Origin of the sequence: Anabaena sp. CCY 9910 (genome assembly GCF_963920875.1) — a bacterium.
In the GTDB taxonomy this organism is placed as follows: domain Bacteria; phylum Cyanobacteriota; class Cyanobacteriia; order Cyanobacteriales; family Nostocaceae; genus Trichormus; species Trichormus variabilis.
The window spans coordinates 1-23,902 of record NZ_CAWUDJ010000062.1; the positions used below are offsets into that span (position 1 = coordinate 1).

At 38.3% G+C, this 23,902-nt stretch carries 15 protein-coding genes and 1 pseudogene; 10 read left to right on the forward strand and 6 right to left on the reverse strand.

Going from position 1 to position 23,902, the window contains the following annotated elements; genetic code table 11:
- Window positions 1-1,081, forward strand: a pseudogene (locus tag ACM5QX_RS27015) (filamentous hemagglutinin); the annotation flags it as partial.
- Entirely contained in the window at window positions 1,081-3,549 is a 2,469-nt protein-coding gene (locus ACM5QX_RS27020; protein WP_414756323.1) for a CHAT domain-containing protein, read from the forward strand. The pseudogene ACM5QX_RS27015 and the gene ACM5QX_RS27020, both read left to right, overlap by 1 nt.
- Here the strand turns inward: ACM5QX_RS27020 and ACM5QX_RS27025 are convergent.
- Entirely contained in the window at window positions 3,510-4,487 is a 978-nt protein-coding gene (locus ACM5QX_RS27025) for a hypothetical protein (RefSeq protein WP_414756324.1), read from the reverse strand. The genes ACM5QX_RS27020 and ACM5QX_RS27025 overlap by 40 nt on opposite strands.
- A gap of 59 nt (window positions 4,488-4,546) precedes the next feature.
- Complete coding sequence (locus ACM5QX_RS27030; protein WP_414756325.1) at window positions 4,547-6,394, reverse strand: protein kinase domain-containing protein; 1,848 nt, start codon at window positions 6,392-6,394, stop codon at window positions 4,547-4,549.
- A 627-nt stretch (window positions 6,395-7,021) separates the two neighbouring features.
- Here ACM5QX_RS27030 and ACM5QX_RS27035 point away from each other — a divergent pair.
- Together ACM5QX_RS27035 and ACM5QX_RS27040 are read left to right on the forward strand one after the other, a co-directional pair.
- Complete coding sequence (locus tag ACM5QX_RS27035; protein WP_414756326.1) at window positions 7,022-8,563, forward strand: NACHT domain-containing protein; 1,542 nt, start codon at window positions 7,022-7,024, stop codon at window positions 8,561-8,563.
- An 829-nt stretch (window positions 8,564-9,392) separates the two neighbouring features.
- Window positions 9,393-13,085 (forward strand): plasmid replication protein, CyRepA1 family, encoded by a 3,693-nt coding sequence (locus tag ACM5QX_RS27040; RefSeq protein ID WP_414756327.1) that lies wholly within the window; start codon window positions 9,393-9,395, stop codon window positions 13,083-13,085.
- A gap of 238 nt (window positions 13,086-13,323) precedes the next feature.
- On the opposite strand, the gene ACM5QX_RS27045 is transcribed toward ACM5QX_RS27040, so the two are convergent.
- Window positions 13,324-13,983 (reverse strand): hypothetical protein, encoded by a 660-nt coding sequence (locus ACM5QX_RS27045; protein ID WP_414756328.1) that lies wholly within the window; start codon window positions 13,981-13,983, stop codon window positions 13,324-13,326.
- A gap of 481 nt (window positions 13,984-14,464) precedes the next feature.
- Between ACM5QX_RS27045 and ACM5QX_RS27050 the strand changes: the two genes are divergently transcribed.
- From ACM5QX_RS27050 to ACM5QX_RS27065, 4 genes are all read left to right on the forward strand, one after another.
- Window positions 14,465-14,791: a hypothetical protein gene (locus ACM5QX_RS27050; protein ID WP_414756329.1), complete on the forward strand. Its 327-nt coding sequence runs from the start codon at window positions 14,465-14,467 to the stop codon at window positions 14,789-14,791.
- Between the two features lie 31 nt (window positions 14,792-14,822).
- Window positions 14,823-15,869: a hypothetical protein gene (locus tag ACM5QX_RS27055; RefSeq protein ID WP_414756330.1), complete on the forward strand. Its 1,047-nt coding sequence runs from the start codon at window positions 14,823-14,825 to the stop codon at window positions 15,867-15,869.
- 76 nt (window positions 15,870-15,945) lie between these two features.
- Window positions 15,946-16,647, forward strand: a complete 702-nt coding sequence (locus ACM5QX_RS27060; protein ID WP_414756331.1) for a hypothetical protein — start codon at window positions 15,946-15,948, stop codon at window positions 16,645-16,647.
- On the forward strand, window positions 16,647-17,243 hold the full coding sequence (locus tag ACM5QX_RS27065) for a DUF6753 family protein (protein WP_414756332.1): 597 nt from the start codon (window positions 16,647-16,649) through the stop codon (window positions 17,241-17,243). The genes ACM5QX_RS27060 and ACM5QX_RS27065 overlap by 1 nt, the downstream gene beginning before the upstream one ends.
- Here ACM5QX_RS27065 and ACM5QX_RS27070 read toward each other — a convergent pair whose 3' ends face one another.
- Window positions 17,244-17,900: a response regulator gene (locus tag ACM5QX_RS27070; RefSeq protein WP_414756333.1), complete on the reverse strand. Its 657-nt coding sequence runs from the start codon at window positions 17,898-17,900 to the stop codon at window positions 17,244-17,246.
- Window positions 17,901-18,172: 272 nt separating this feature from the next.
- Between ACM5QX_RS27070 and ACM5QX_RS27075 the strand changes: the two genes are divergently transcribed.
- Window positions 18,173-18,961: a sensor histidine kinase gene (locus ACM5QX_RS27075; protein ID WP_414756334.1), complete on the forward strand. Its 789-nt coding sequence runs from the start codon at window positions 18,173-18,175 to the stop codon at window positions 18,959-18,961.
- Entirely contained in the window at window positions 18,945-19,187 is a 243-nt protein-coding gene (locus ACM5QX_RS27080; protein ID WP_010999772.1) for a hypothetical protein, read from the forward strand. The genes ACM5QX_RS27075 and ACM5QX_RS27080 overlap by 17 nt, the downstream gene beginning before the upstream one ends.
- A gap of 1 nt (window position 19,188) precedes the next feature.
- Here ACM5QX_RS27080 and ACM5QX_RS27085 read toward each other — a convergent pair whose 3' ends face one another.
- Together ACM5QX_RS27085 and ACM5QX_RS27090 are read right to left on the reverse strand one after the other, a co-directional pair.
- Window positions 19,189-19,971: a hypothetical protein gene (locus ACM5QX_RS27085; protein WP_414756335.1), complete on the reverse strand. Its 783-nt coding sequence runs from the start codon at window positions 19,969-19,971 to the stop codon at window positions 19,189-19,191.
- A gap of 22 nt (window positions 19,972-19,993) precedes the next feature.
- Window positions 19,994-23,704 carry a DUF3854 domain-containing protein gene (locus ACM5QX_RS27090; protein ID WP_414756336.1) on the reverse strand — a complete coding sequence of 1,237 codons (3,711 nt, stop codon included), beginning with the start codon at window positions 23,702-23,704 and terminating at the stop codon, window positions 19,994-19,996.
- Between the last annotated feature and the right edge of the window lie 198 nt (window positions 23,705-23,902).

Consider the following 23,902-nt stretch of genomic DNA (forward strand, 5'->3'; position numbering starts at 1 on the left):
TAACACTACCATATCTAAATATGTAAAGTTTTATTACGACATTCAACATTTCTGCATAGATATAAACACTTTAAATTTAATTATTAGCAACGGAGGAGGTATAAGTAGTAGCACACTATCTGCGGGAAAGGCTGGTAATATTTCCATTAACTCAAGTAATTCAATAAATGTAGTAGGTACGAATCTTAATTCAAACTCACCAAGTTTTATTAATTCATCAAATTTTCTTTTAATCGATCCGAATTTGCAAAAATTATTGTATCGACAACCTCCTTTACTTATTGGTCAGGCAGGCAATATATTTTTAAATACAAATACTATAAATATAAGTAATGGTGGGCTGATTAATGCGAGAAATGAAGGTATCAATGATGCAGGAAATATTAGGATTAGTGCGAACACTATAAACATTAACTCTCAAGGAGAAGTTAACGCCACTACTACGATTGGAGAAGGTGGCAATATTATTCTCAATTCTAGAAATTTATTTTTAAATAATAGCAGGATTACAACAACGGCTGGAGGCATGGGCAACGGCGGTAACATTAGAATTAACACAGGCATTTTGGTAGGTTCAAACAATAACCAAATCGTAGCTAATGCCTTCGAGGGTAGAGGTGGCAATATTCAAATTAATGGTCAAGGCGTTTTTCTTTCACCTAATACTCAAGTAAACTCCAAATCACAAAGAGGTATTGACGGAACAGTTGACATCAATGCAAATGTCTTTTTAGCCCAAACTCCAGTTAAATCACAGGGATTTCAAGAGTCACCGCAGATTGTTTCCACCTGCCAAGGAAGGTCAAATACAAAAGGAAATAATGAATTTATCATGACTGGTACAGGAGGATTACCAGCAAGTTCAGAACAATTACCCGATGTTGAATCTACTTGGCAAGCAAACTCGACTGAGAACATCTCTTACATCGAACCAACAGTAGATAATGAAATCATAGAAGTGCAAGGATGGGTAAGAAATTCAGATGGCTCAATCACATTAACTGCCCAAGCAAATCGGTTAAGTGCCAATGCAAATCAATCTGCAAGTTCTTGTAATTATCAACCAAAACCCAAGGTCTGATGAAAAATCAACAATTGCTCAAGTACCTGCTCATGGTGACAGTGAGTTGTTTGTTAGCCATCAGTGAGCCAACATCATTGATGGCTCAAGCGAATGCTGAAAAATTACAGCAAGCGCAATCACTGATCCAACAAGGACAAAAACAGTTAAATCAAGGACAGGCATCACAAGCATTACAGTCTTGGCAGCAAGCAACGCAAATTTATCGACGGCTTCAAGATGAACAGGGAATAAAAGGCAGTCTGATCAATCAAAGTATCGCATTGCAAACATTAGGTTTAACCCCTCGTGCTTGCAATGTACTGATAGAGGCATTGAAACTAAATTCTGCCTCTGGAATTTGTACCTCTCCGACACCACCGAATGAAACTACAAAACTGTTAGAGCTATTTGACAAAAAAACAGTCTCATCACTTGATTTGTTGGCATTACAAAATTTAGGTAATGCACTGCGTAAATTAGGAAAACTTACTGAATCAGAAGCAGTATTCAGCAAAACTCTTATGCTCTCTGAAAAACAGCCTAGTTTCAATACTAGTTCAGTATTATTAAGCTTAGGCAATACTAAATTTTATGCTTATAAATTCTTCAAAGATAAATATCTGCAAGTAGAAGAACCCGCATTCCGCCAAAAGATATCCAACTTAAGCCAACAAAAAGCATTAGAAGCGATTGAGATATATCAACAAATTCTTAGCCAGAAGAATATAACTTCTTCTATCAAGTTACAGTCACTCGTACAAAAGTTAAGCTTGTTATTAGATTATGAGCAGTGGCTAAATAATACTAAATCTCAAAACCCTTCCCTAAAAAATGAGCAGCAAGTTCAAGAGACAGTCAATATTTTATTAAATAATTCTTATCTGTTTGAAGAAGTCCCAATAAATGAATCGATTTATTCTCAATTAAATTTTGCTAAAAGTTTGAATCAAATTCCTGATAAAACACTAAATTCATTAGCTATAAAATATACATTAGCAAGTTTACAAAAAGCCAATAGTATAAATAATAAAAGATTAATCTCGTATAGTAGTGGTATTTTAGGAGAGCTACAGCTAGAAAAAGCTCATACTTATTTAAGTGAAGCGCTAAGTATAGCTCAATCGATCCAAGCCTGGGATATTGCCTATAGATGGCAACAACAATTAGGTAAATTGTATAAACAACAAGGAAAGAATCAAGAAGCTATTACATTTTATGAAGCAGCTATTGAAAATTTAACTAAAGTTAGAGATAACCTTTCCACAAATAACTTAGATTTACAATTTTCATTTTATGAAAAAGTCGAACCTATCTATCGAGATTATATACGCTTACTAATTAGCAGTTCTCATCTTCAACTAGATAAAGCAATTCAAGTTTACGAACAACTGCAATTGGCAGAGTTAGAAAATTACTTAAAATGTGGCAAGCTGGAATTTATACCTATAAATAGTATTGCTAATCTAAAAAATAAGCCGACAGTAATTAATATTATAGACTTGGGTGACAGTATAGAAGTAATTGTTCGCTCACCAAATCAATCATTACATCACCACTCAGTCAATGCCAAAAGCATCAGAACTAATCTTGAAGATTTTTTAAATACTTTACAAGATGAAGAATTTGCTGATATCGAGAAATCTGTAATTATTACTCATTCGCAGATATTGTATCAAGAACTAATTGCACCCATTAAAAAATATTTACCATCATCTGGAACACTGCTTTTTACTCTTGATAATTCTTTCCAAAGTATTCCGATGAGTCTACTTCACGATGGGAGAGATTACTTGTTTAAAAATTATAGTATTACAACCACATTAGGTTCTCGAATCCGACCACCCAAAGCTTTGCTCAAAGAACAGCTAAATGCTCTCATTGCTGGGCTTTCTCAATCTAGTCCTAGTTTCCATTCAAAAAACGCCCCTCCAGGATTAAAACCTTTACCAGAAGTAGAAAAAGAAGTAGTTGATGTTAAACAACAGACTAGAGGATCAATTAAGTTACTAAATGAACAATTTACTAGTGACAATTTTCAACAAGAATTGAAAACGGCTAAATTTCCTATTGTTCATGTGACTACTCACGGTCAGTTTAGTTCTGACCCTGAACGAACAGTACTTTTAGCTTGGGACAAACCCATTAACATTCGAGAATTTGATGGCTGGTTGAAAGTCCAAAATAATCAAGACCCTATTGAGTTATTAGTTCTCAGCGCCTGCCAAACTGCTAAAGGTAACAAACGCTCTACTTTAGGCATCGCTGGGGTAGCCGCGCAAGCTGGCGCAAGAACTACACTTGCTTCTTTGTGGTTAGTAGATACTGAATCTACCGCTATGCTTGTTGAGCAATTTTATAAAGGTTTAAACAACAACCTCTCTAAAGCCGAAGCTCTACGACAAGCACAACTAAGCTTACTTTCTCATCCTCAATATCAGCACCCTTATTACTGGGCCGGATTTGTTCTGGTTGGCAGTTGGCTTTGAGCTAAGGCCGACAAACGTTGTTGCACCAACTCCACTTCACTAGGTTTTTTTTGGAACCTAGCTAGTTGAAGTGCTTTGGTGTATGCCGTTTTTGCTTCTTGAGGCATCCATACCTCTACATAGCGATCGCCTAAGATGCGGTAAAGGCTAGGATTAAAACTGCCTGCGACAACTCGTGTCTCTAATGTCTTGATGGTGTCGTTGAGCAGTCTCTGGGACATATAGATTGCATCTAAGTCAATGTAGGCTGTTTCATCAGCAGATAATCCCAAACTTTGAATTGTTTCAGCAGCTTGATTAATTTGTTGAGCTGATTGCTCAGGCAACAAATGCACTACCAAATTAGCATCAATGATGGGGGTATCCCCTTTATTGGCAATCACTATAATTTTATTTGCACTGCTATAGGACAATTCTTGTTGGTCTTGAGGGTAAGATAGTGTTGTGCCAACTACTTGCTTTTGCCACTTCACTCCTCCACCAGAAACTTCTACAATGTAACTAGTTGCTCCTGGTACAGCAGTCCATGATATCAAAGGGCGACGGTTGATTAACATTTTACCGTAAGGCTGAATAATATTGGGTGCGTTTTCTATTCGATTTGGCCCTTTACGATTTGGACAAGCATCGGGAGTTAGTAAAGTACATTTCCGGCTTGCCTGAGTTCCTTTGCACATTGAATTTATTATGTAAACTCCTGGTTGCAGCTTCAACATTTTTGGGTCGGAGTAACATATAAATAAAGATTCATTTTCTAAAGTAATTTTTTCATTTTGACAAACTAATCTTCCTTTGCCTGCTTCAACAATTCGCCCAATTGGTTTAGCACAATCGTTCCTAGCCTGTTTTAAAATAGTTTTTCCCCAACTTTCGTGATTGCTGAAGAATAAAGTTAGCAATGTAATTAATGAGAATAAATTGAAACTCTTTATTTTCATAATCTTATAACAAATACGTTGAAAAAATTTTAGATGATTTTATCAAGAAAATTTATTTTTTAATTTCTTGGAAGTTGGATTCTTTGCAATATTTCTACTCGCCACTGTACTACTTCGGGCAAGTTTGTATTTATTAGCAAACATGGTTCCCACCAAACTCTAGCACTTTCAAACTTTCCTAAAGCCTCTTGTGTTTTGGCTAACAGGCAATACGTATCTACTCTTTGTAAATCCAAACTTTGGGCTTTTTCTAAATTTTTTTCAGCTTCTACATACTTTTTTTCTTCATACTTCGCCCAACCTAGAGTTTTATATAGTGCTGCTTTTAATTCAGGTTCTTCAGCTTTTTGTAATCCCTTATTGACTATATTAATAGCAGCTTGATATTGTCCCTGTATAACCTTTATCCGTGCTAAATTACTTACAGCATCTAATGCTAGATCACTACTTTTTATAGCTAGATTATATTGTTGTTCTGCTAAATCATATTTGCCCAAGTCGTCATAAAAACTACCTAATCCATAATGAGATTCCCATTTATTCGGTTTGAGTTTAAAGACTTCTTCATAACTGTTATTTACACATTCAATGTCTTGTAGTTGCTGACATATTAACGCTAAGTTATTATACGCGCTATCATTCTGAGGATTGTATTTAATAGATAACTCATAATATTGTCTAGCTCTTTGGGGAGAAATATCACGTCTAATCCCTTGCTCTAGATAAAAATTTGATACTTGTTTTGCTATATCAGGTTTGATTTTAACTGCTTGCTGAAATTTGTTTTGAGCCTCATCAAGCTGATTCTGTTCTAAAGCTTTTTTTCCTTGGTTTAAAAAACTTTCTGCTATTACAGGTCGTGAAAATATGTATGAAGCTAAACTAACTAATAAAAATATACTAACTATACTAATTTTAAATATATGTGAACTAATTATTCGATGAACTTGAGAATGCCAAGGCAGATTTTCCAATCTTTCTAAAATAATTTTAGTGCTTTGTGGACGTTTTCCCGGTAGAGGTGACATTAACTCATCCAAAAAATCTGCAAAAGGCTGATCAATTTGAGGCGCTTTATTTCTCCAGATTAGTTTGCCCGTTTTTTGATCAGTTGGCAATTGCAACAAGGACACCCCAGTAACCAAGCGGACAATAGTTCGACCTAGCGCATAAAAATCCGACTGAGGCACTGCTCTACCGTTAATTTGTTCTAATGGACTGTATAAAGGTGAAATTACAGTTGTAATTTCGTAGTTCCCCATAGTTGTCTCTGTTCCTCCACTGGCACTAATTTTCGCTAAGTAAGTATCTGTAATACGCCGAGCTGTCCCAAAATCAACTAAGGCTAATTGTCCATTTGGTTGCAGAATGATGTTAGCTGGTTTTACATCTCTATGAAAAAATTCATTATGATGTATGACATCAAGAATTTCTACTAATTGTTTAGTCCATTCCCAAGCAAGATTTTGTGTAATCTTATCGTGGCTCTTTATCCAATCATCTAAATTCTCGCCTTCAATTTTATCCATCAACAAACAACGTAACTCTAGTGGACTATTATGCGGCGTGAATGTAAAAAAATCATTTATGTTACATTTAGGTATGTTTGGATACTTAATTAACTGTAAAGTTAGAAATTCTTGCTCAATCAATTCTCTATATTTATAAGAGTTCCATTTTAAAACTTTCATCACTCGCCGTTGATGAGCAGGATACTCTTGAGTCCACCTATCCTCCACTTCAAACACCTCAAAGTAGTTCTGGGGATCGAAGCTTAATTCTCTTAATGGTTTTAGTAGACGGATGCGGTTATTAATTATAAGTGGAGTTCCACAGGCAAGACAGACTTCTGCATTGTCCGGATTTTTTCGTTGTTCACATAGGGGGTTTATGCAATAAACTGACATTTTGCCCAGTCTTTAATAACTTTTCCGATTAAATATAAAGTTTTGTATCTTATCGTCAATATAATTCTAGATACAAATTTGGCATTTTACTTTATGTGCAAAGCTCTTGAGTATAGATAGTTTCTGTATCTCTCTCAATCTACGCTATTTTTTACATTTTTAAGGTTAAATTTTCGTATATTACTCTTAAAGTATGGGGTATAATAGCCGTTTTTATGATTCAAAATTTAGACACAGCAAGACTTTAAGCTTTTTAGTACCCGCCATACTTTTACTAAAGTATGGTCTTGCTAAATTTATTTGATTTCAATATCTAATATAACTCAAGGTTTTTATAAACAAAAACTAATCATTTATTTATCTGTTGGTAAAGAATAAATTTTCAGCATTATTGTCGCTGGTCTATATAGAACAAATATTTTTATTTTTTACTTCCTCTACATTACTTATTATTCTTTTTTCAGAGTAATAGTTGCTAGTTGAGATAGTAGAAAATTTCTCTTCATAAAATCAGCCAACTATCACCATACTTTTTAAATCCACGGGAACATAGTCCGAAAAATCTAGTATGATTATTGTCAAGTTGAGCTACGCCTAACACCAGTACTTGTATGTCAAAGGCACTCTATGAGTATACTTACTGACTCCAATGAAACTAGTCATTTGCCGGCCTCTTGTTCTAGGACTTTGGAAAAACAAAATTTTCATAATTCCTTATTTTCCGTACCGGAGGCTTTTGAGTTCTGCTTATTAGTGGTAAATGACTTGGTGTTTGCCAAAAGAGGCAAATATTTAACTGACGCTGAACTAGTTGTGATGCGGGGAGCGCTCAATAATTTAGATTATGAGGAGATAGCCCACAACTCAAATTATACTGTGAACTATTTGCAGAGGTGTGTAGCTCCTCTGTTATGGGATACTCTTTCTGAAACTATTGGCAATGGCGATCGGGTAGGAAAGAAAAAACTGCGGCAAATATTAGAAGAACTTAACCAAAAGTATCATATCCAATCTCCTTTTGAGCCATATCTAGCTTTATCCTCTAGTGATAATTCATCTTTAATCATTAGAGGGCAACTACCCGAAATCTCTAACTTTTATGGACGAATACATGAACTCAACCTTCTTAAAGAATTGATTTTTAAGCATCGTTGCATAACACTTCTAGGGGTAGCTGGAGTCGGAAAATCCTCCTTAGCGACTAAATTAATAGTAGAATTAAGCAAGAAACCTCGACGGCAATTCGATGCTTTAATTTGGAAATCACTATCTCATATTCCTTCACTTCCAGAGTTAACGCATGAGCTAATTGCTCTGATTCAACCATCTTTAGTTCCTGAATTACCCTTATCTAGTTCTACACATAACTTGATTTCAATATTAATTCAACAATTGCAATCTTGTCCCTGTTTGTTAGTGCTTGATGGTTTTGAAGCTTTGTTTCAAAGAAGTAATTTTACACAACGTCTCGAATATAGCATTTTTTTAAATCGTTTAATTGATGAAGCTTCTCCTAGTTGCTTACTTTTAACTACTCGATTTTTACCTGATGAGTTAAACATTCTCATCAAAAATAATCCATCTACTATTAAAGTTTTTAAAGTTAATGGACTAGATATAGATGCAGCGACACAACTTTTATCAGATTTAGGATTACAACAGGAAGAAAATTATCAATCTCTAATCAATACTTATTGGGGAAACCCTTTAGAGTTGAAAAATGTAGTTAGCCGAATTGAACGTTTCTTTGCTGGTAGCACTCTCAAGTTTCTAGAGAATAAAACTACTCTTATTAGCCTTCAACTTCAGACGATGCTTAATGAAATGTTCGGTCAGGTCTTAAGTGATCTTCAACGCCGGATTATGATCTGCATAACCGAGGAGTTAGTCTTAACATCTCAGCCAATCAGTTTTGCTAAATTATTAACTCAATTAAGACAACTCCCTAATTTACCAGTGTCAACATCAGAATTGATAACAGATTTAGAAAAACTTGAAAGATTATCATTAATTGAAAGTGGAAAAGATAATACTACTAAAGAAATTACTTTTACTCTGCAACCAGTCGTTAAAAAATATATTAATACAGATCCAGCAGGTTTAGTACATCCCTCTGAGCAGTTCACCCCCTATTCCACCACCACTCAAAAAAATATTCATGCTCATTAAACTCTTACAGATGCACTTCTATACACTAGATGGCAGCACATTAAAGTTCATTGCTTATGTACTACTGTCCAACTCAAAGGGCAATTATCAAAAGCATTTGATGGCGCTTGCTCTTCAAATCATCAGTTAAGTAATTATAGGTTCGTGTTGAATGAACCTAATCAATAAGTTTTCCCGCGTCAATCCTTACATCATGTTAATCTACCAGGGTTGGCTTGAGAAAAACCCTTACTCAATAGGGTAATTTTATCAAAGTTAACACAACAGGAGGTAATTTACTAAAGAATCAGACTTTACCAGATGCGAAAAGACCCGAAGTTTTGTAAGATCAAGCTTGTCAATATTACGTAAATAGGAGAAAAGCAGAGAACACATAAAAATGTAGGCAAAACCTACTAAGGAGTAGAGCTTTGCCTGGAATCCGGACAATTGAATAACTTCAGAGCGAGGTTGATCTCGGACTGACGAAGAAAGTGGGGTTTAAAGTTTGGCGACTTGAAACCACTGACTTGTCAAAAAGATGCCACGCTGCTTTGCTTTGCCAATTATAGCCAAAAAGGGGAAGGTAAGGACAGGTTTTGCTGATCTTTTTTTGGTGAATTGGTGAAAAATTTTATATTTTTTTTAGTAAATTTTTGTAAAGCAGCATCATCAATTCGCATCGCCCTACGGGTTCTTGCTACGCAATTTGGAGCTTCTCTACGTTTGCGTAGCGTGTCGCAGACAGAGGCTGCGCCAATGGAACGGGGCTAACGCCCCAAGGCGAAAAGCAGCGAATTGAAATCAACTCTCTCTGAAACTTGAAAACCAAGTTATCGGAGGATCTACCGTGAAAAATAACCAATACCCACAGTCGGGTGTTGGGGATCAGGTGTTGTTAAAAGACACAATAGAATACCCCAATAATCTCACCGCCGCCGAGTATCATGAGTTAGCGGTGGGCAGCGTCATTCACCCATCGTTGATTGAGCGCAACTTTTCACATATAGAAGGTGAAACAGTTTACGAATATCTGTTCACTTCTCCTGCTATCCCCCGTAAAAATGCCGGGAGAGTGACAGATGGATTTTTGAAAGCATATCTGCACCTATTAGCCGGGGGGATATGGATATCCGGGCTAGACCCGTACAATGACTGGCAACAGATGGAGTGGGGGCGCTTTAAACCAACCAACCCCCGCATTGATTGGGAAAAAGGCAAGCCAGTTAAGTACGAGTCTCCACCGAAAGTTGCCAACCGAGTAACTTACTTTGATGTACCGGATTACATTTGGGGGTTGGTAGCACGAAGGTACAACATCAAGCGATACCACTCATCCCTAACAAGGCGATTACAAGATAAACTCCGTGCACTGATATTCTGGGAGTGGGTAATCGCTAACCCGCAAATTCCCGTCATACTTTGCGAAGGTGAGAAGAAAGCAGCCTGTTTGTTGAGTCTGGGGTTTGTAGCGATCGCACTCCCCGGTATTTGGAACGGACGAGTAGGACGTAGGGATTTCGATGAGAGACTACACCCAGACTTGCTACCACTAGCGCAGCCTGGGAGAAAGTTTCAAATCCTTTTCGACTACGAGACAAAGCTAAAAACCCGTTGGTCAGTTTATCAAGCTACAGTTCGCACGGGTCAGGCAATTCAAGCGGCTGGTTGTTTGTGCGAGGTAGTGCAACTGCCAGGGCCAGAAAAAGGGGTTGATGATTTCGTGGTGGCAAGGGGGGAAGATGCTAACGCATTGCTGACGGCGATCGCTCTGGATGCACTATCGCTCAATGACTACCAGCAATCATTTTTAGTCAAGCATCGGGGGCTAAGGAAGTACAAACCAGATTTGATTGTGAATGAACGCTACTTAACTCAAGCACTTGTAGTTGAGGATGAACCTAATGCACAACCGCCGCCAGTTGAAAGTCTTGTCCAGCTTAAACAAAACAATATTACTCCTGATGAGGATGGTTTACAGCAGCTATTACTAGAACTTTTCCCCCAAACTCCCCAGACAAAACTCAAAACACTACCTCAATCTCCCCCACAAACGCAAACCGAAACTCAAACTAACGCTCCTGTTGGTAAAAACCGGAGATTACTGTTACCAAAATCAGGATTAGTTGGTTTGAAAAGCGGTATGGGAACAGGCAAAACCGAGTTGATGGCTTGGTGGCGCGAGATTTACCCTGAGCAACGATTTCTCAACAATGGGCATCGGGTCAATTTACTCAAAAATTTAGCCCAGCGCTTGAAAACTCTCATGTATTCTGAAGTTGGTCATGTTGGTATGGCTAAGGCTATTGCTCTGTCCATTACCATTGATAGCCTTTATAAATTAAATACCGAAGCCCTAACCTATGGGTGCGTCTTCATCGATGAGGCTTGCCAGTATCTCACGCACCTATTACTAAGTAAGACTTGCAAAGAACATCGTGCAGAAATTTTAGAGGTTCTACAGTATATTGTCTACAATTGCCCTTTAGTCATCATTGCTGACGCGCATTTAGATGATATTACCATCGACTTTTTTCGCGCCATGCGCCCTGTTGGTGAACAACCATATATTGTGGAAAACCAATGGCAAAACGGCGATCGCACAATTTACTGGTACGAAGGCGATAATTCCTCAGCCCTGGTGGCCAAAATAAGCGCGGCAGTAATGACAGGGCAGAAAGTTATGGTAGTTTCTGACTCTAAACGATTTATTAAGAAACTTGAAAAGTCACTATTGACTTTACAAACTGTGGTAGAGTCCGATGCGAGTCCTGGGGTTGACATTAACCCAATATCTAATTCTCCACCACCTCAACGCCGAAGCAATTTACGAGTTTGGTCAATTCATTCTGATAATTCAGGCAGCGAGGAAAATGTAGCCTTCATCAAAGACATCACCAACGCCATCAAAAATATAGATGTATTACTTACATCCCCTAGCCTGGGGACTGGGGTTGACATCTCGCAGTATCACTTTGACGCAGTGTTTGGTGTATTTCACGGGGTTTCGCAGACAGCCACCGAATGCGCTCAACAATTGTGGCGGTATCGTCCTAATGTCCCCATGCACGTTTGGGTGGCCCCCAAGCCTCCCTTTGGTTATCTCGACACCAACCCGACTAAGATTAAAGAACGGCTGCTACAAACAAACGAGATTACGGCTTTCTTACTGCGGATTGACCGAGAAACAGGTAAGCGCGGGGCTGAAAAAGACTGGGCGCTTGAGGCTTACTGCAAAATCAAATCTGCTCGTCATCAGTCGATTAATAACTTACGCACCGACTTACGCGAATTGTTGAAGCAGATGGGCAATCAAATTGTACCAGTGGGTGACGAGCTTGATGCCCCAGCTTGGGAATTGTTGAAGACGGCATCTGACGCTCTCGACTCGGCTCATCATCATGCTGTCGCCAAGGCCAACAACATTTCCAAAAGTGAATACCGCGCTCGTCAAACTAAAGACTATCTCTCACCCGAAGAAATCTATGAGTGTGAGAAATTCCGCATTCATGATTCTTACGGGATGGAAGTAACACCGGAGTTGGTTGAACAAGATAACGGTGGTCGATTGATAGGAGCGATCGCTGCCCTCGAAGCCATCCTTTCACCACCAGATTCAACCATTGATGATAACGGTAAACAGTACCCTATACCACCTGATCTTGTCACTAATAAAGATAGAGCCGAACGAGACAAATTACCATTCTGCATGGACTGGGGTAACTACTCGGCGCGATGGCTGGCACGTTTTAACCTGGGGCTGCACCACATTCTCACTCGACTCGTCGCTGGTGAGGAAGTTCGGGCGGACGACACACATCTATTAAATATGTCGGCGATCGCCCTTGATTGCGCTGCTCATATCAAAGCCATCCTTGGCTTCACCATTCCCCCCAACTGTCAACCAATCTGGCTGTTGGGGGTTTTATTGGATCAACTGGGACTGAAGCTGACTTATCGCAAGCAAGGGCCACGGGGTCAACAGGTGAAACTGTTTTCTTTATCTAAGAAAGAACTGGAGTTTGCACAACAAGTTATTACCCATCGACAAGCCAAACGTGCGGAAAATCAAGCACAACAAGAGGCATGGGGGCAGGGAGCAGGGAGAATGGGGGAGAATTTTATCCCTAAAACTCAAGACTTAGAATTAAATAGTTGCAAGGAAAGTACAATCTCTTTCCCTCTGCCCCCTGCCCCCGGCTCCTCAGCCTCTTCGGTATTCACCCCCCCCATAAATGGTATAGGAAATTCCCCTTCTAGAGAGGGGAGAACTACGGCACGGGAGTTAGGGAACCAGAGGATATCTGAGGATTCAGCACCTGACAGAACCACCGTACTTCACTGCGTGGAGATGCTGCGTTCTAGCATTATCCAAGGACTGGAAGCGGTCAAAGGCATTCTCCGACGCTGGGGTACGGATTTGCGTTGGCTGGTCGTGCTGGAGTTAGAAAAAGTCGCGGCGGTTGAATTGCGATCGCTCGAAACGTCTGTGTCGGAATTTTACTCGCTGCTAAGTGAGGATGTTTTGCCGATGCAACCTTAAAGCGCATCTAGCACATTCTAGTGCAGTCAGCTACGCTGTGTCCGCTCTGCACCGTCAATCTGTCTGTCTAAAGGAGTATTCTAAAATCAAGTCACCAACTTAATAATGATCATCGACAATGATACACATGAAAATCTTGCCAGATGTTCAAAAGGATTATTAGTTGCTTTGTGATTGTGTTCTTGATTTTCGCCCTGGCTCGACCGGGGGGGAGCAGAAGAGTCTAGAGCTTACTAGACTAGAATCCTTTTTCCCACTCGCCTAATGTTGGACAAGTTGACCCCGTAGGTAGTAGTCCATTGGATGATACGCCAAAATTTCTGATAGAGGTTAACTCCGATTCAGCATTCCCTATTACCGCACTTAGTATTTCTTGTTTTTCTTGTTTCGTAATTACCTCAGTTCTTGCCTCTTTTGGTAGATTGGCATTTTTCTCTAGCGAAAATTCAGCCACTCTATAAAAATTTTCCGCTCCTGGTTCACCTAAGCTAACGCACCCTCTGGATTTGGCAAACAATCCTACAATTTGAAGACTTGGAGTAAAGTGTCGTTTATTTACAAATCTCACCTCTTTAACTGGCCCCCAGACATAAGCAGGTTGAAAAAACCCCTTAGCTGGTTCGTTGCGAGTTTCATTGCAACCTTGATTGATCTTCTCATTCATTGTGACGCTAAGTTTGCCATCACCACAGACTTTCCAACTGACTCTGTGCAAATCAGGTGTACTCCCTACATATTCCTCCACCTGTTTATCTCTAGGGCTTTGCTCATTAGTTGTTGCAGCATAAGCTTGTCTTAGTTCATTTTCAGCTTGAGCAACCTTATCCGCATCAGACAGACAAGCCCCTAATCCTAAACCTATCAAAGCAAGAGATGTAAACAAACCTACTTTATTCATGAATACTCCAACAATTGATTATGAAAATTAATTGGCAATTTCTTTGTTTAAGCAAATATCTACTTCGTGAAACTATTTGATCAAACCAGGGTTTAGGGTGTAGTGAAAAAGAGCATCGAACAACCAGTGGAATACAAGCCCTGCCCTTTAGGGTAATTGTGTTTGTGGGGGATACAAGCCCCTTCCAAAACTGTCTTCTCTACGAGAGGCTACGCCAACCCTACACCCCAAACTCCCACACCCTTCTTTTAGACTACGAGCTGCAAGTATTATACATACTTGCTCTAAATATACAACCAGGTTTTAACAGTTTTTTAGCTACATTCAAATTTTCAGGATATAAAAGCAGAACTTGTAATTTTATAACGTATTTTTTAAAAGTCAAGAAACTACAGTACTGAAAAAAACAGTACTTGAATAGCTTTATTTTATGGAATCGAATATGGCATAGATAGGGTGAGTGTAAAGAAAAAATCTAAAAATGGGAAGAGTATGGACATATTGGGAATTTGACCACCCTTTAGGTAGAACGGTGCGAATAATTTCTACCCCATTAGGGATAGAGATATTTGCTGAAGATGTGTTCAGTGTAGTTGCAGCAAAACTAAATAATGAAAAGGTAGTACCGATAAATATCAACCCTCAAGAACGTTATGTAGTTATGGAGCAAGAGGTAGTAAAAGTAAAAACGTTAAATTTCACAGCCATAAATAGCTTGAAAGGGATTGTAGAAGCGGACTTGATCAATAAATTCTTGCATTGGGTGAGAACGACAATCCGACCGATATTTCAAGCAGATTACCTGTAAAACAATTAGTCAATAAAAAGGAAAAAAGCAAATGACAACTATTCACACATTTCACGAGAATAAGCAAAATACTGGAAATCCTGCAACAGAGAATACTCCTATTAATACAACACCAGAGGCTCCAGGAGCAGAAAATATAACACCAAATAAGCCAGTAGAGCAAAGAGCTAATGGTACAAAAGCAGATGTTACAGCATCCGACGATCCCACAGAAAAAACCATAGAGTCAGTAAAGCCTAAAAATCCAGCATCTACAGGTAATAAGGGGAATGACGATAAAAATACTAATCCAGAACAATTAAGGAGATTAGTAATGGTAACAGGAGATAAAGGGGGTGTTGGCAAGTCAACATTTGCAAGAGGCTTGGCACAAATTTACATGGATAATGCAGTAGGGTTTGTCGGATTAGATGCGGATAATTCTAATCCCCACTTGATAAGATTTTATGGAAAAAAGGCTGATATCTATCCTTTAGATATATCTAACTCAGATAAATTAGATGATTTTCTAGATAATTTAAAACAGATAGTGTATCCCAAGTCTAAAGGAGATGGAAAAGCACTGAAAGAGCAATCTTTAATACTGTTAGAAACCCCATCACAATTTTTGCCTACATTAGAGAATTTGATAAAAGAGATGGGTTTTTTAGGTGTAGTGAATGATAAATGTAAAATGCAGGTAACTATAGTAGTAGTGATAAGTACAATAATTGATTGTATAAATCAATTATTGGAATTGTATAGTTTCTGCGGTGATAATGTTGATTATGTGATAGTCAAAAATTTGTTTTATGGAGAGACAGAACAATTTACTTTTTATGATAAATCAGAAGAAGTAAAAGAAATGGAAACAAAGGTAAAAGCCAAAGGGCATAAATTCACAAACATAAATATGCCAAAACTAGCGAAAAAATCTTACGACTATTTAGATGTGAATAATATGACATTTAGGCAAGGACTCGAACAAGATGAATATCCGTCTATATATGGTAGAGTATTAAGCTGGCTGAACAATTTTCAAGGGCAGATAAAACCAATTAAGAATTTGTTTGGTATAGAAAAGTTTTTATCTGAGTAGAAATAAGAATCAGAAGTTAGTTTAATTTATTAAGCTAACTTCTGATTCATGTTGATATGAGAAGTAGAAAATAAAAATGTCATCAAAACGAATGATTATAACCGTAGGAGATGCACGAGTAGGGAAGTCTACAGTTATCAAATTATTGCTAGAAATGCTGATGCTGAAAGGAAAACGGACTAAGGTTTACAGCCAAGATACTTTTGGTATATTTAAGGCTTATGAAAATCTAGTGCCAATTGAGTATTTTAATTTATTAAATGATGAGACTGACCAAATAATAGATGAATTAAATAATACTCGGCTAGATATAATTATTATTGATATGCCTGGACAGTATATCGAAAAAATTCGTCAGTATATTGAAAGCATTAGTTTATTTGAGGTAGTAGTTAGGTTTGGCTGGAAGCTAACATTTCTGCAACCAATATCTCATAGGAATAATTGCCTAAATTACTTAAATCAAATTATAGAAATAGCGAGTAATAATGCTAATTATGTAGTAGTTAAGAATTATCATTTCTCTCCAGAATTTAGAGAGTACGATGAAAAAATACAAAAAAAACTATCAATAATAGGAGGAACAGAAATAGAGTTACTATCGCTACACCGAAATCATTATCAAATGATGGATAAATTAGTGAAACCTTATTCGGAATGTTGTCACGATATTTCACTAATTTTATTTTTGAGAAGCTTCATTTATCAATGGATAAAAAAATTTCAGATTTCAGTGATAAAGGACAACTTGGCTATTAGTTATTTAGGATTAGATTAATGACGCAACAAGACATATTACAGGGCTATTCCTTTGCAGAACAAGAACGTATAGTTGAAGGCGCATATCAATTAGGAATTACGCCAGATGATCCAATGTTCAGGATGATGGCGACGTTAGGTAGATATGAAGAAACGATGATAGACCTCCAGGCAAGAACGGAGGCAATGATAGACGCTTGGGCGGTAATGATAGATCAAAAACTGGAAAAAACAACTCAATCAGCCGAAAAAATGCACTATAAAGTTGTCTCTAGTGCAGTACGGGATGAGATGAAAAACATTAAGCCTAGCAGCAATACAGATATAAAAGTGCAGGGAGGCTGGAGGTTAGGGACAGTATCTCTTGTGTGTGGATTAGTGGCGGCTGGCAGTACCTTGTTAGGTTCATTGACAACATGGAATGTTGTTTCCAACTTAGGAACAAATCAGTCAGTAGTAGTATCACGTAATGATCTCAAGATTCTCCAATGGGCAAAGTCCCAAGAGGGTCAACAGATGTATGAAATAATCTTGAAAAATCAAGCATTAATTAAAGCTTGCCAAACACAGCAGGGTAAAATCAAAGGCTATTGCTTGATTGAAATAGATGAGTAATTAACTGACCTTGAGGTAATCCTGTTCGATGTAGCCAAGTTTACTGGCTACAATCAGAGCATTGACGCGATCGGCAACATCTAACTTAGCAAAAATCTTGTTTATATGCCCTTTGACAGTGCTTTGAGTAATGAATAACTGCTCGGCAATATGCTTATTAGAAAAACCAGCCGCCATCAAAGAAATAATTTGCATCTCAGTGGTACTAAGATGATCTTGGTAAGTCTTCCCCTTAATTTTCTGTTGGAAAAAAAAATTATGTCGGCTAATATCAGGGTCTAAAAAAGACTTGCAATCGTAGAAGGTAGTTTTAATGGACTCTAAGATCAGAGGAACATTATTCTTCTTAAGAATGTAAGAATCAGCCCCCACATTTAAAGCAGACTGGACAATACTTTGAGCATAATAAGAAGAAAGAACAACAATCTTAATGTTGCTTGTATTGGCTTTGATTTGCTTAATGACTTCAACCCCAGAGATGTCAGGCAAGCCAATATCGACTAAAACTACATCAGGAGCTAATTCCTCAACGAGTTTAATGCCTTGATGACCAGTCCGAGCAATTCCTACCATTTGCATATCTGGTTGTTGATTGATAGCAGTAGTTATTCCTAGTCGGATTAATTCCTCATCCTCAATAATTACTAATCGAATCATATAGGGTTTTAATTACTTCGACTGTAAGATACTTAAATATTTATAACATGGTTATTGAGGTAAAGTATTTTACTTTTTGTGTATGTAAATATAAAATATAAGCAAGTAAGAAAAATTCTTGGTAAATAGAAGAAGAAAGGTTTTTAGGATTAAAACTGGATTGGATGAATTTTTTTGATGGGTAAAATAAAAAGATTCTAAAATTTCTAGACTGAATTAGCATTCAGTCATAAAAGTAGCAAAAATAACAATCTTTCGCTGGTAGTATAGTTATGCAACAGGAAGTTTTAAGCAAACAGTTGGATATATTAGCTTTACTGCACGATGTGTCAAATTCGTTGAAAGGAATATCGTTGATTGCAAATCAGTTAATTGATGGTGCTTATGGATACTCTCTAGAAGAAATCAGACCATTTCTCTTGGCCTTACGAGATACTAATGACCGGGGTATGAATTTGCTTGAAGCTAACAAAGTCTCTGGGGAAGTGAAACCAGTCGCGTTAGCCCAATTTGATATGTTGAGTTTTTTACAAAAAACTTCTTCTTTATTCCAGCCAATAGCGCAGTATCATTCGTTGAAAATGCACTATGAAACGCAATCATCATACAAGCATGGAACGCAAGTACGGGGTGACAGTATAAGTATTGACAGAATGCTATGTAATATAGTGACAAATGCTATTAAGTACACTAGACGAGGAGATATCTTTTTAAGACTGCTTAATCAAGAAGATGATTTAGTGATCGAAATTGAAGACACGGGTATAGGAATTGCTACAGACCAACTATCAAATATATTTATTCCACTATGGCGATCACCTACGGTGGGCGGAACGCCATCGCCAAATAGCAATTTATTACATCAATCAGGGATGGGGCTTGGACTGTACATCGCCTTATGCGTGGCTCATGCTCATGGATTGAGTATGAGAGTAGATTCGGTAGTCAAACAAGGAACGAAATTCACCATCATATTTCCTTACAAAGATGACGGGATATATGGGGTTGATGGTACGATGCCCCCTAAATCACCCAGGAGACAAGATGCGTTACCTATATGATGTGAAACTGTGGGACAGGATTGAAACAGCAGTGGAGTTTCTAATTTTTGTGGCTTTGATGATAGCAGCAATCATCAAACTGGGACACAATGATTTTCTACAAGCTCTATTTTATATAGTATTAGCTGTCATTATCTCGCCCTGGTCACAATTTGAGCGTGTAACAAAGCGTTATGTCTTGATAAGTGTGTATTTCCTGGGGTTGTTTATAGGTTATTTTCAGTAGTTTATTCCAACTCTGGGCCGTCAGAAGAGTGGTCGTTTTGTTGTTGCTGTGGTGGTGACTTTTGTTGCTGCTGCTGTCTCATATCGAAATTGATCAGCTTTTGTGTTTCTTGCGGTGAAAGGTTATTGTGTACAACGTTGTATTCTTCCTTGCTATCAACTTTATAAGCGCTAAAAGCCGTTTGATTATCACTTTTACGCCAAACAGTCAGACGTTGCATCCCTTCTCTCATCATGAGATTTAGTCGATAAGAGATCCCCTCATAAATGCGGCCGCCAATAGTGTCTTGTCCTTTGGTCATGAGAATATTCATCAATGCGGGAATAAGAGATTTTTTAGCAACCTCATGATTTTCGCTTTGCTTTGGTGTAGATGTTTGGTGATCAACAAAAGGTAACTTGCGTTCTTTAGACTGTAATATCTCCTGTAAGAAAGTCTTTTTCTTCTGGGCTATTAAATTTTCAACTCTTGTGGATTTGGATATATCAGTTGTTTGTTCAGGTTTATTTAAGCCAAATTTTTGGGCGTACTCTTTAAGGTATTTTTCCTTAAGACTTTGCCTGTAATCTTCAGCACTTTGAGCATTTTGCGTAAGAGATAGAGTATTTCTCATCTCGGCCATAATACTCTCGCGCTCTGTGGTGTCCAGTGCGGGGGTTGGGGTTATTGACGGCGAGGGGGGATATTTTTCCATCATCAGCGCTAGTCTATAGGCAAGTTGGTTGTCAGAAAGTCCACTGTCGCGGTTGATGATAGTGATTGAAGACGATACTAAGCTAGGCATAAATGTGGTGAACAACGGTTAATTAAAATTCTAATTCTGGTGAATTAGTCGCTACAGATTGTTGTGGAGTGTGTTGTGGTGGAGATTGTTGGGAAACAACTTCAACTTTGGCAGAATAAGTATCGTTAATAAGAAGCTGACGCTGTTTAATTAAATCGTCAAGAACCATGTTGATGGGAGGAAGGGAAATATCAGTTGTACCATTATTTTCTTGTTGAAGCTGACTTTTGATAAGTAGTTCATGGTAAATCTGACGTTGTTCGCCAATAGTAAGTTTACCAGTTTTTTCTAGTTTGGAGAGCAAATCCGATAAAGACTGATCCGCATCAGGGGAGGCTGGGGAAGCAGGGGAGGCAAGGGAGGCAAGGGAGGCAGGGGAAGCTGGAGAGGAAATGTTAGTAAATTCCCCCCCTGCTCTTATTTCTTCCCCTGCTTCTCCTCTCCCCCTGCTCTCTTGCTTGGTTGATATTAAAGAATCAACTGATGCAGAGGTGGGAGAGGGATGATCTTGAGGTTGAGGGGGTATTAATTTATCTAATTGACTCTTAATGGCAGGGTGAACAGGCAAATCAATGTCACGGCTAGTATTGGGGTCGCCAAACAATGTTTTGTAATTAATATGTAGTTTCTGTGCCATCAAACCCAACTTTTCTAAGTCAGCTTCATTGATGGCCATTTTTTTAACTTGATGAGCCATACCAGTTGGAGTACGCTCAAATTCAAACCGAACAGCTTCCCTTGTAATCTGACCATTTTGTTCAGCTTTGAATAACTGTAGTGTAGATTTTCCGCCTGTGCCTTGCCGAAAAAGAATGCGGTAATTAGCTAAAGTTAAGTCGTCTTTCTCAAAATTGCGGATAGTTCCCATCATGATTTGCAACAGTTGGGATTGCTTAAAATTTTCTAAAATATTGTGTGTGCCGCTAGGTGAAACCGAACTCAAGACAGAAGCAAGCTTGCGTGGGTCATCATCAAGTGATGGTAATTCTTTACCCCCTTTGAGGTGGTCAGCAACTAATAAAAATTCTTGTCTTTCAATAGGTAGGATATTAATGGGGTAATTTTTGGTATTAAAGTCTTGACCTAGATTGACTCTGTTCACTCCACCCCAACGATCCGCCATGAAGCTCATCAACTCCTTACCATCGTGGCGACGGGAAATAGTGTAATCTTCCCCTTTTTTTTGAATAACGAAAGCATCAGCAACATAAGTTAGCTCTTTGCCCGATTCGTTGTTTTTGACACCGTATTTCTTGACGAGCGCCACAGCTACAGTTGCGATCGCTTGATTCTCTTGATGGTGGAGTTTTCGTCGTTGGAAGTTTTGTTTATAAAGAGTAACGTCCTGTGTTTTAGCCCAATGAGGAATTTCTGGAAGAGGAGTTTCCATAATTGGTTTTCTCTTCCAAGGAAACCAACTTCGCTGATCATCAGTTTCTTGTTGCTGAGGGATTTGTTGGTTTTGGGTTGTGGAATTGGTTGATGAAGAGTGCATATTTGTAGTATTAGATGGTGGAGATTGCTGTTGTTGAGAGTGAGGGGCAGCATTGTTGTTAGATTGCTGTTGTTTTGATTGAGCTAGTGATGAAGGATGAGTATTTTTCTGGGTAGATTGATGTTGTAATTGACTAGATTCGGCAGACGGTGAAGAAGTTTCAATTTGAAAATTACATGGCGAAATATTGAATTCAGATGCAGGTATTTTGGGACTTTCATCAGGAGATTTATTTTGTTGTGCTGGTAGATCAACAGGCTCCGAAAGTATTTGAGCAATTAAATTTTCTTGCGGAGATTGGTTAATTGGTGTTTGGAGGGCGACATTATCCTGTGAGATTGCCACAGTCTGATTTTTATCCCCTACGGTCTTGGTTGTGCCATCTTTGAGCTTGATAGTTGAGCGTAATTCTAGATGGCACTTATCATTCCATTGTTCTAAGGGTAAGGATTGGGCAAGCAATTGGTCAAAAGCTTCACGCCCTCTCTCGACAATAAAATCATCTACACCTTTATCTGGCCCTGGTAGAGAAATGACACTCACCTTGCCACCAGTCGCCTCTAGTAATTGTCCAGTACGTAAGGTGGCAGCATCAACATTTCTTTTGGTTTCAGGTTTAGTGTCAAAGTCAAAGCAGATTTTGAAGTCTCGCCCCTTTGTGGCAAAAACTGCTAACTCAGGATGCAAAAAGTGAGTAGGATGAGCTTGAGGTTGAGCGTTGTCTGCTTGATTTTCATCAACCACCTCAACTTTGTCGGACTCAATTTCCAGTAATTCAATTACAGCATCGGATTCAGTAACATTGGGTTTAATTTCATTGTCAATGGGATTTTCCAGTTTCTTAGTTTTATAGTAGCCGCCGTTAATTCCCGCTAACCCAATGGCAGCATGACCTTGGCTTAACAGACTAGCCGCTTTCTTTGCACCCTCAGTAATTGTGACAGGAATATTATGTTTCCATACGCAATACCAAAATCCATTTGTGCGCTCGCTATCTGTGGGGTTTACTCCAGCCTTTGAGTAAATATTTTGGGCAATCTTGTCTGGGACATCTAACAAAAAAATACTTTTTTCAGTGCCTAGTGGATGTTCATATTTGGTGAATTTACCCGGAACCACTAGACTTAACCCATCTTTTTTCTCGGTTTTCGGTCTTGGCTTATCTGGTTTATAACACCCCCATTCTTTAGTGTTGGCAGTTTCACCGGGGGTTAAATTTTGAAAATGCCTGGGATCTATGCCAGCATTACACCACCAGCCATCTGTATTGTCTAAATAGGAATATGCTTTTAATATCCCCCCAGAAACTCTACCCGTATTTGTACGTGGTATCTTGTCGCTGGTCATCAATAAATCCCACGCTTCATGTACTCCTCTTGCCTGATTAAAGTGCAAAGATTCAAAATTCATGGAGGCAATAGCAGGAGCGATCGCACTACCGACTACTAGTTCTTGCCAATGCGGTGGATCTATATGTTCGGGGGACTGGGGAATATCTTGAGTAATGTCTTTTTTTAATTGGTTCACCTCGCTATTTTCAATTTGATTGTCTTTGTTGGCAATAGTTGGTGTCTGGGGTGATAAAAAGCTAGTTAAACAATCTTTTAAAGAATTATAAATATCTTCGTTTAAGGTTTTTGGATTAATTGCTAATGCTTGAAAACATTCGGATAAATATTTATTAACATCTGTTTGCAGTTGGGTAATAAACTCTTGGTCAGCAACTATCTTGTTAGTTTGCTCATCAATTAGTGAAAAGCCAATTTTGCCATTAGTTTTGAGATGGGTAACAAAGGTTTGATTATCAGTTTGAATTTTTAGACCTGAAGATTTGGCAAGAGAATTGATTTCTTCAGTTTGAGATTTTATCGGTTGAGTAATAGAATCAATTGTATTGTTATCTATCACAGTGGAGGATGAAGCAGTTTTATTTAGGTCGTGAGATACAGCTTCCGCAAGTGTTGAAGCGGTATGTTGCTGTTCGTCTATAGGTGGAGATACAAACTTGTTAGCTGTTGGATCATACTTTTCCCATTTCCAGCCACCCTTGCCATCTTGACTCATAGCATAAGTTTGTTTACCAGTCTCCCAATATAACTTTTTATTGATAGACTCTTTAGCTTTCTGCTGAAGATATTTATCAATATATTTGGCTAAAGGATAAATGACAGTACGGATAAAATACTTACTACTATAAGCGTAAGCAGAAGTTAGTTGTAAATGTCTTTCATCAAACATATTTATTAAGGTTTAGGCATGGTAAAAGGTTGAAGGGTCAAGCAATTGTAGATTTAACAGTGAACAGTGACCAGTGAGCAGAACTCGTAACTGGTAACTGGTAACTGATAACTGGTAACTGATAACTGATAACTGGTAACTGGTAACTGATAACTGGTAACTGGTAACTGATAACTGGTAACTGGTAACTGATAACTG

What these genes read in the sequence shown, in the direction of transcription:
- ACM5QX_RS27090 (WP_414756336.1), bottom strand. Translation starts at nt 23,704, where the DNA reads ATGTTTGATGAAAGACATTTACAACTAACTTCTGCTTACGCTTATAGT.
- ACM5QX_RS27070 (WP_414756333.1), bottom strand. Translation starts at nt 17,900, where the DNA reads ATGATTCGATTAGTAATTATTGAGGATGAGGAATTAATCCGACTAGGA.
- ACM5QX_RS27075 (WP_414756334.1), top strand. Translation starts at nt 18,173, where the DNA reads ATGCAACAGGAAGTTTTAAGCAAACAGTTGGATATATTAGCTTTACTG.
- ACM5QX_RS27045 (WP_414756328.1), bottom strand. Translation starts at nt 13,983, where the DNA reads ATGAATAAAGTAGGTTTGTTTACATCTCTTGCTTTGATAGGTTTAGGA.
- ACM5QX_RS27060 (WP_414756331.1), top strand. Translation starts at nt 15,946, where the DNA reads ATGTCATCAAAACGAATGATTATAACCGTAGGAGATGCACGAGTAGGG.
- ACM5QX_RS27050 (WP_414756329.1), top strand. Translation starts at nt 14,465, where the DNA reads ATGGGAAGAGTATGGACATATTGGGAATTTGACCACCCTTTAGGTAGA.
- ACM5QX_RS27035 (WP_414756326.1), top strand. Translation starts at nt 7,022, where the DNA reads ATGAGTATACTTACTGACTCCAATGAAACTAGTCATTTGCCGGCCTCT.
- ACM5QX_RS27055 (WP_414756330.1), top strand. Translation starts at nt 14,823, where the DNA reads ATGACAACTATTCACACATTTCACGAGAATAAGCAAAATACTGGAAAT.
- ACM5QX_RS27080 (WP_010999772.1), top strand. Translation starts at nt 18,945, where the DNA reads ATGCGTTACCTATATGATGTGAAACTGTGGGACAGGATTGAAACAGCA.
- ACM5QX_RS27065 (WP_414756332.1), top strand. Translation starts at nt 16,647, where the DNA reads ATGACGCAACAAGACATATTACAGGGCTATTCCTTTGCAGAACAAGAA.
- ACM5QX_RS27085 (WP_414756335.1), bottom strand. Translation starts at nt 19,971, where the DNA reads ATGCCTAGCTTAGTATCGTCTTCAATCACTATCATCAACCGCGACAGT.
- ACM5QX_RS27030 (WP_414756325.1), bottom strand. Translation starts at nt 6,394, where the DNA reads ATGTCAGTTTATTGCATAAACCCCCTATGTGAACAACGAAAAAATCCG.
- ACM5QX_RS27025 (WP_414756324.1), bottom strand. Translation starts at nt 4,487, where the DNA reads ATGAAAATAAAGAGTTTCAATTTATTCTCATTAATTACATTGCTAACT.
- ACM5QX_RS27020 (WP_414756323.1), top strand. Translation starts at nt 1,081, where the DNA reads ATGAAAAATCAACAATTGCTCAAGTACCTGCTCATGGTGACAGTGAGT.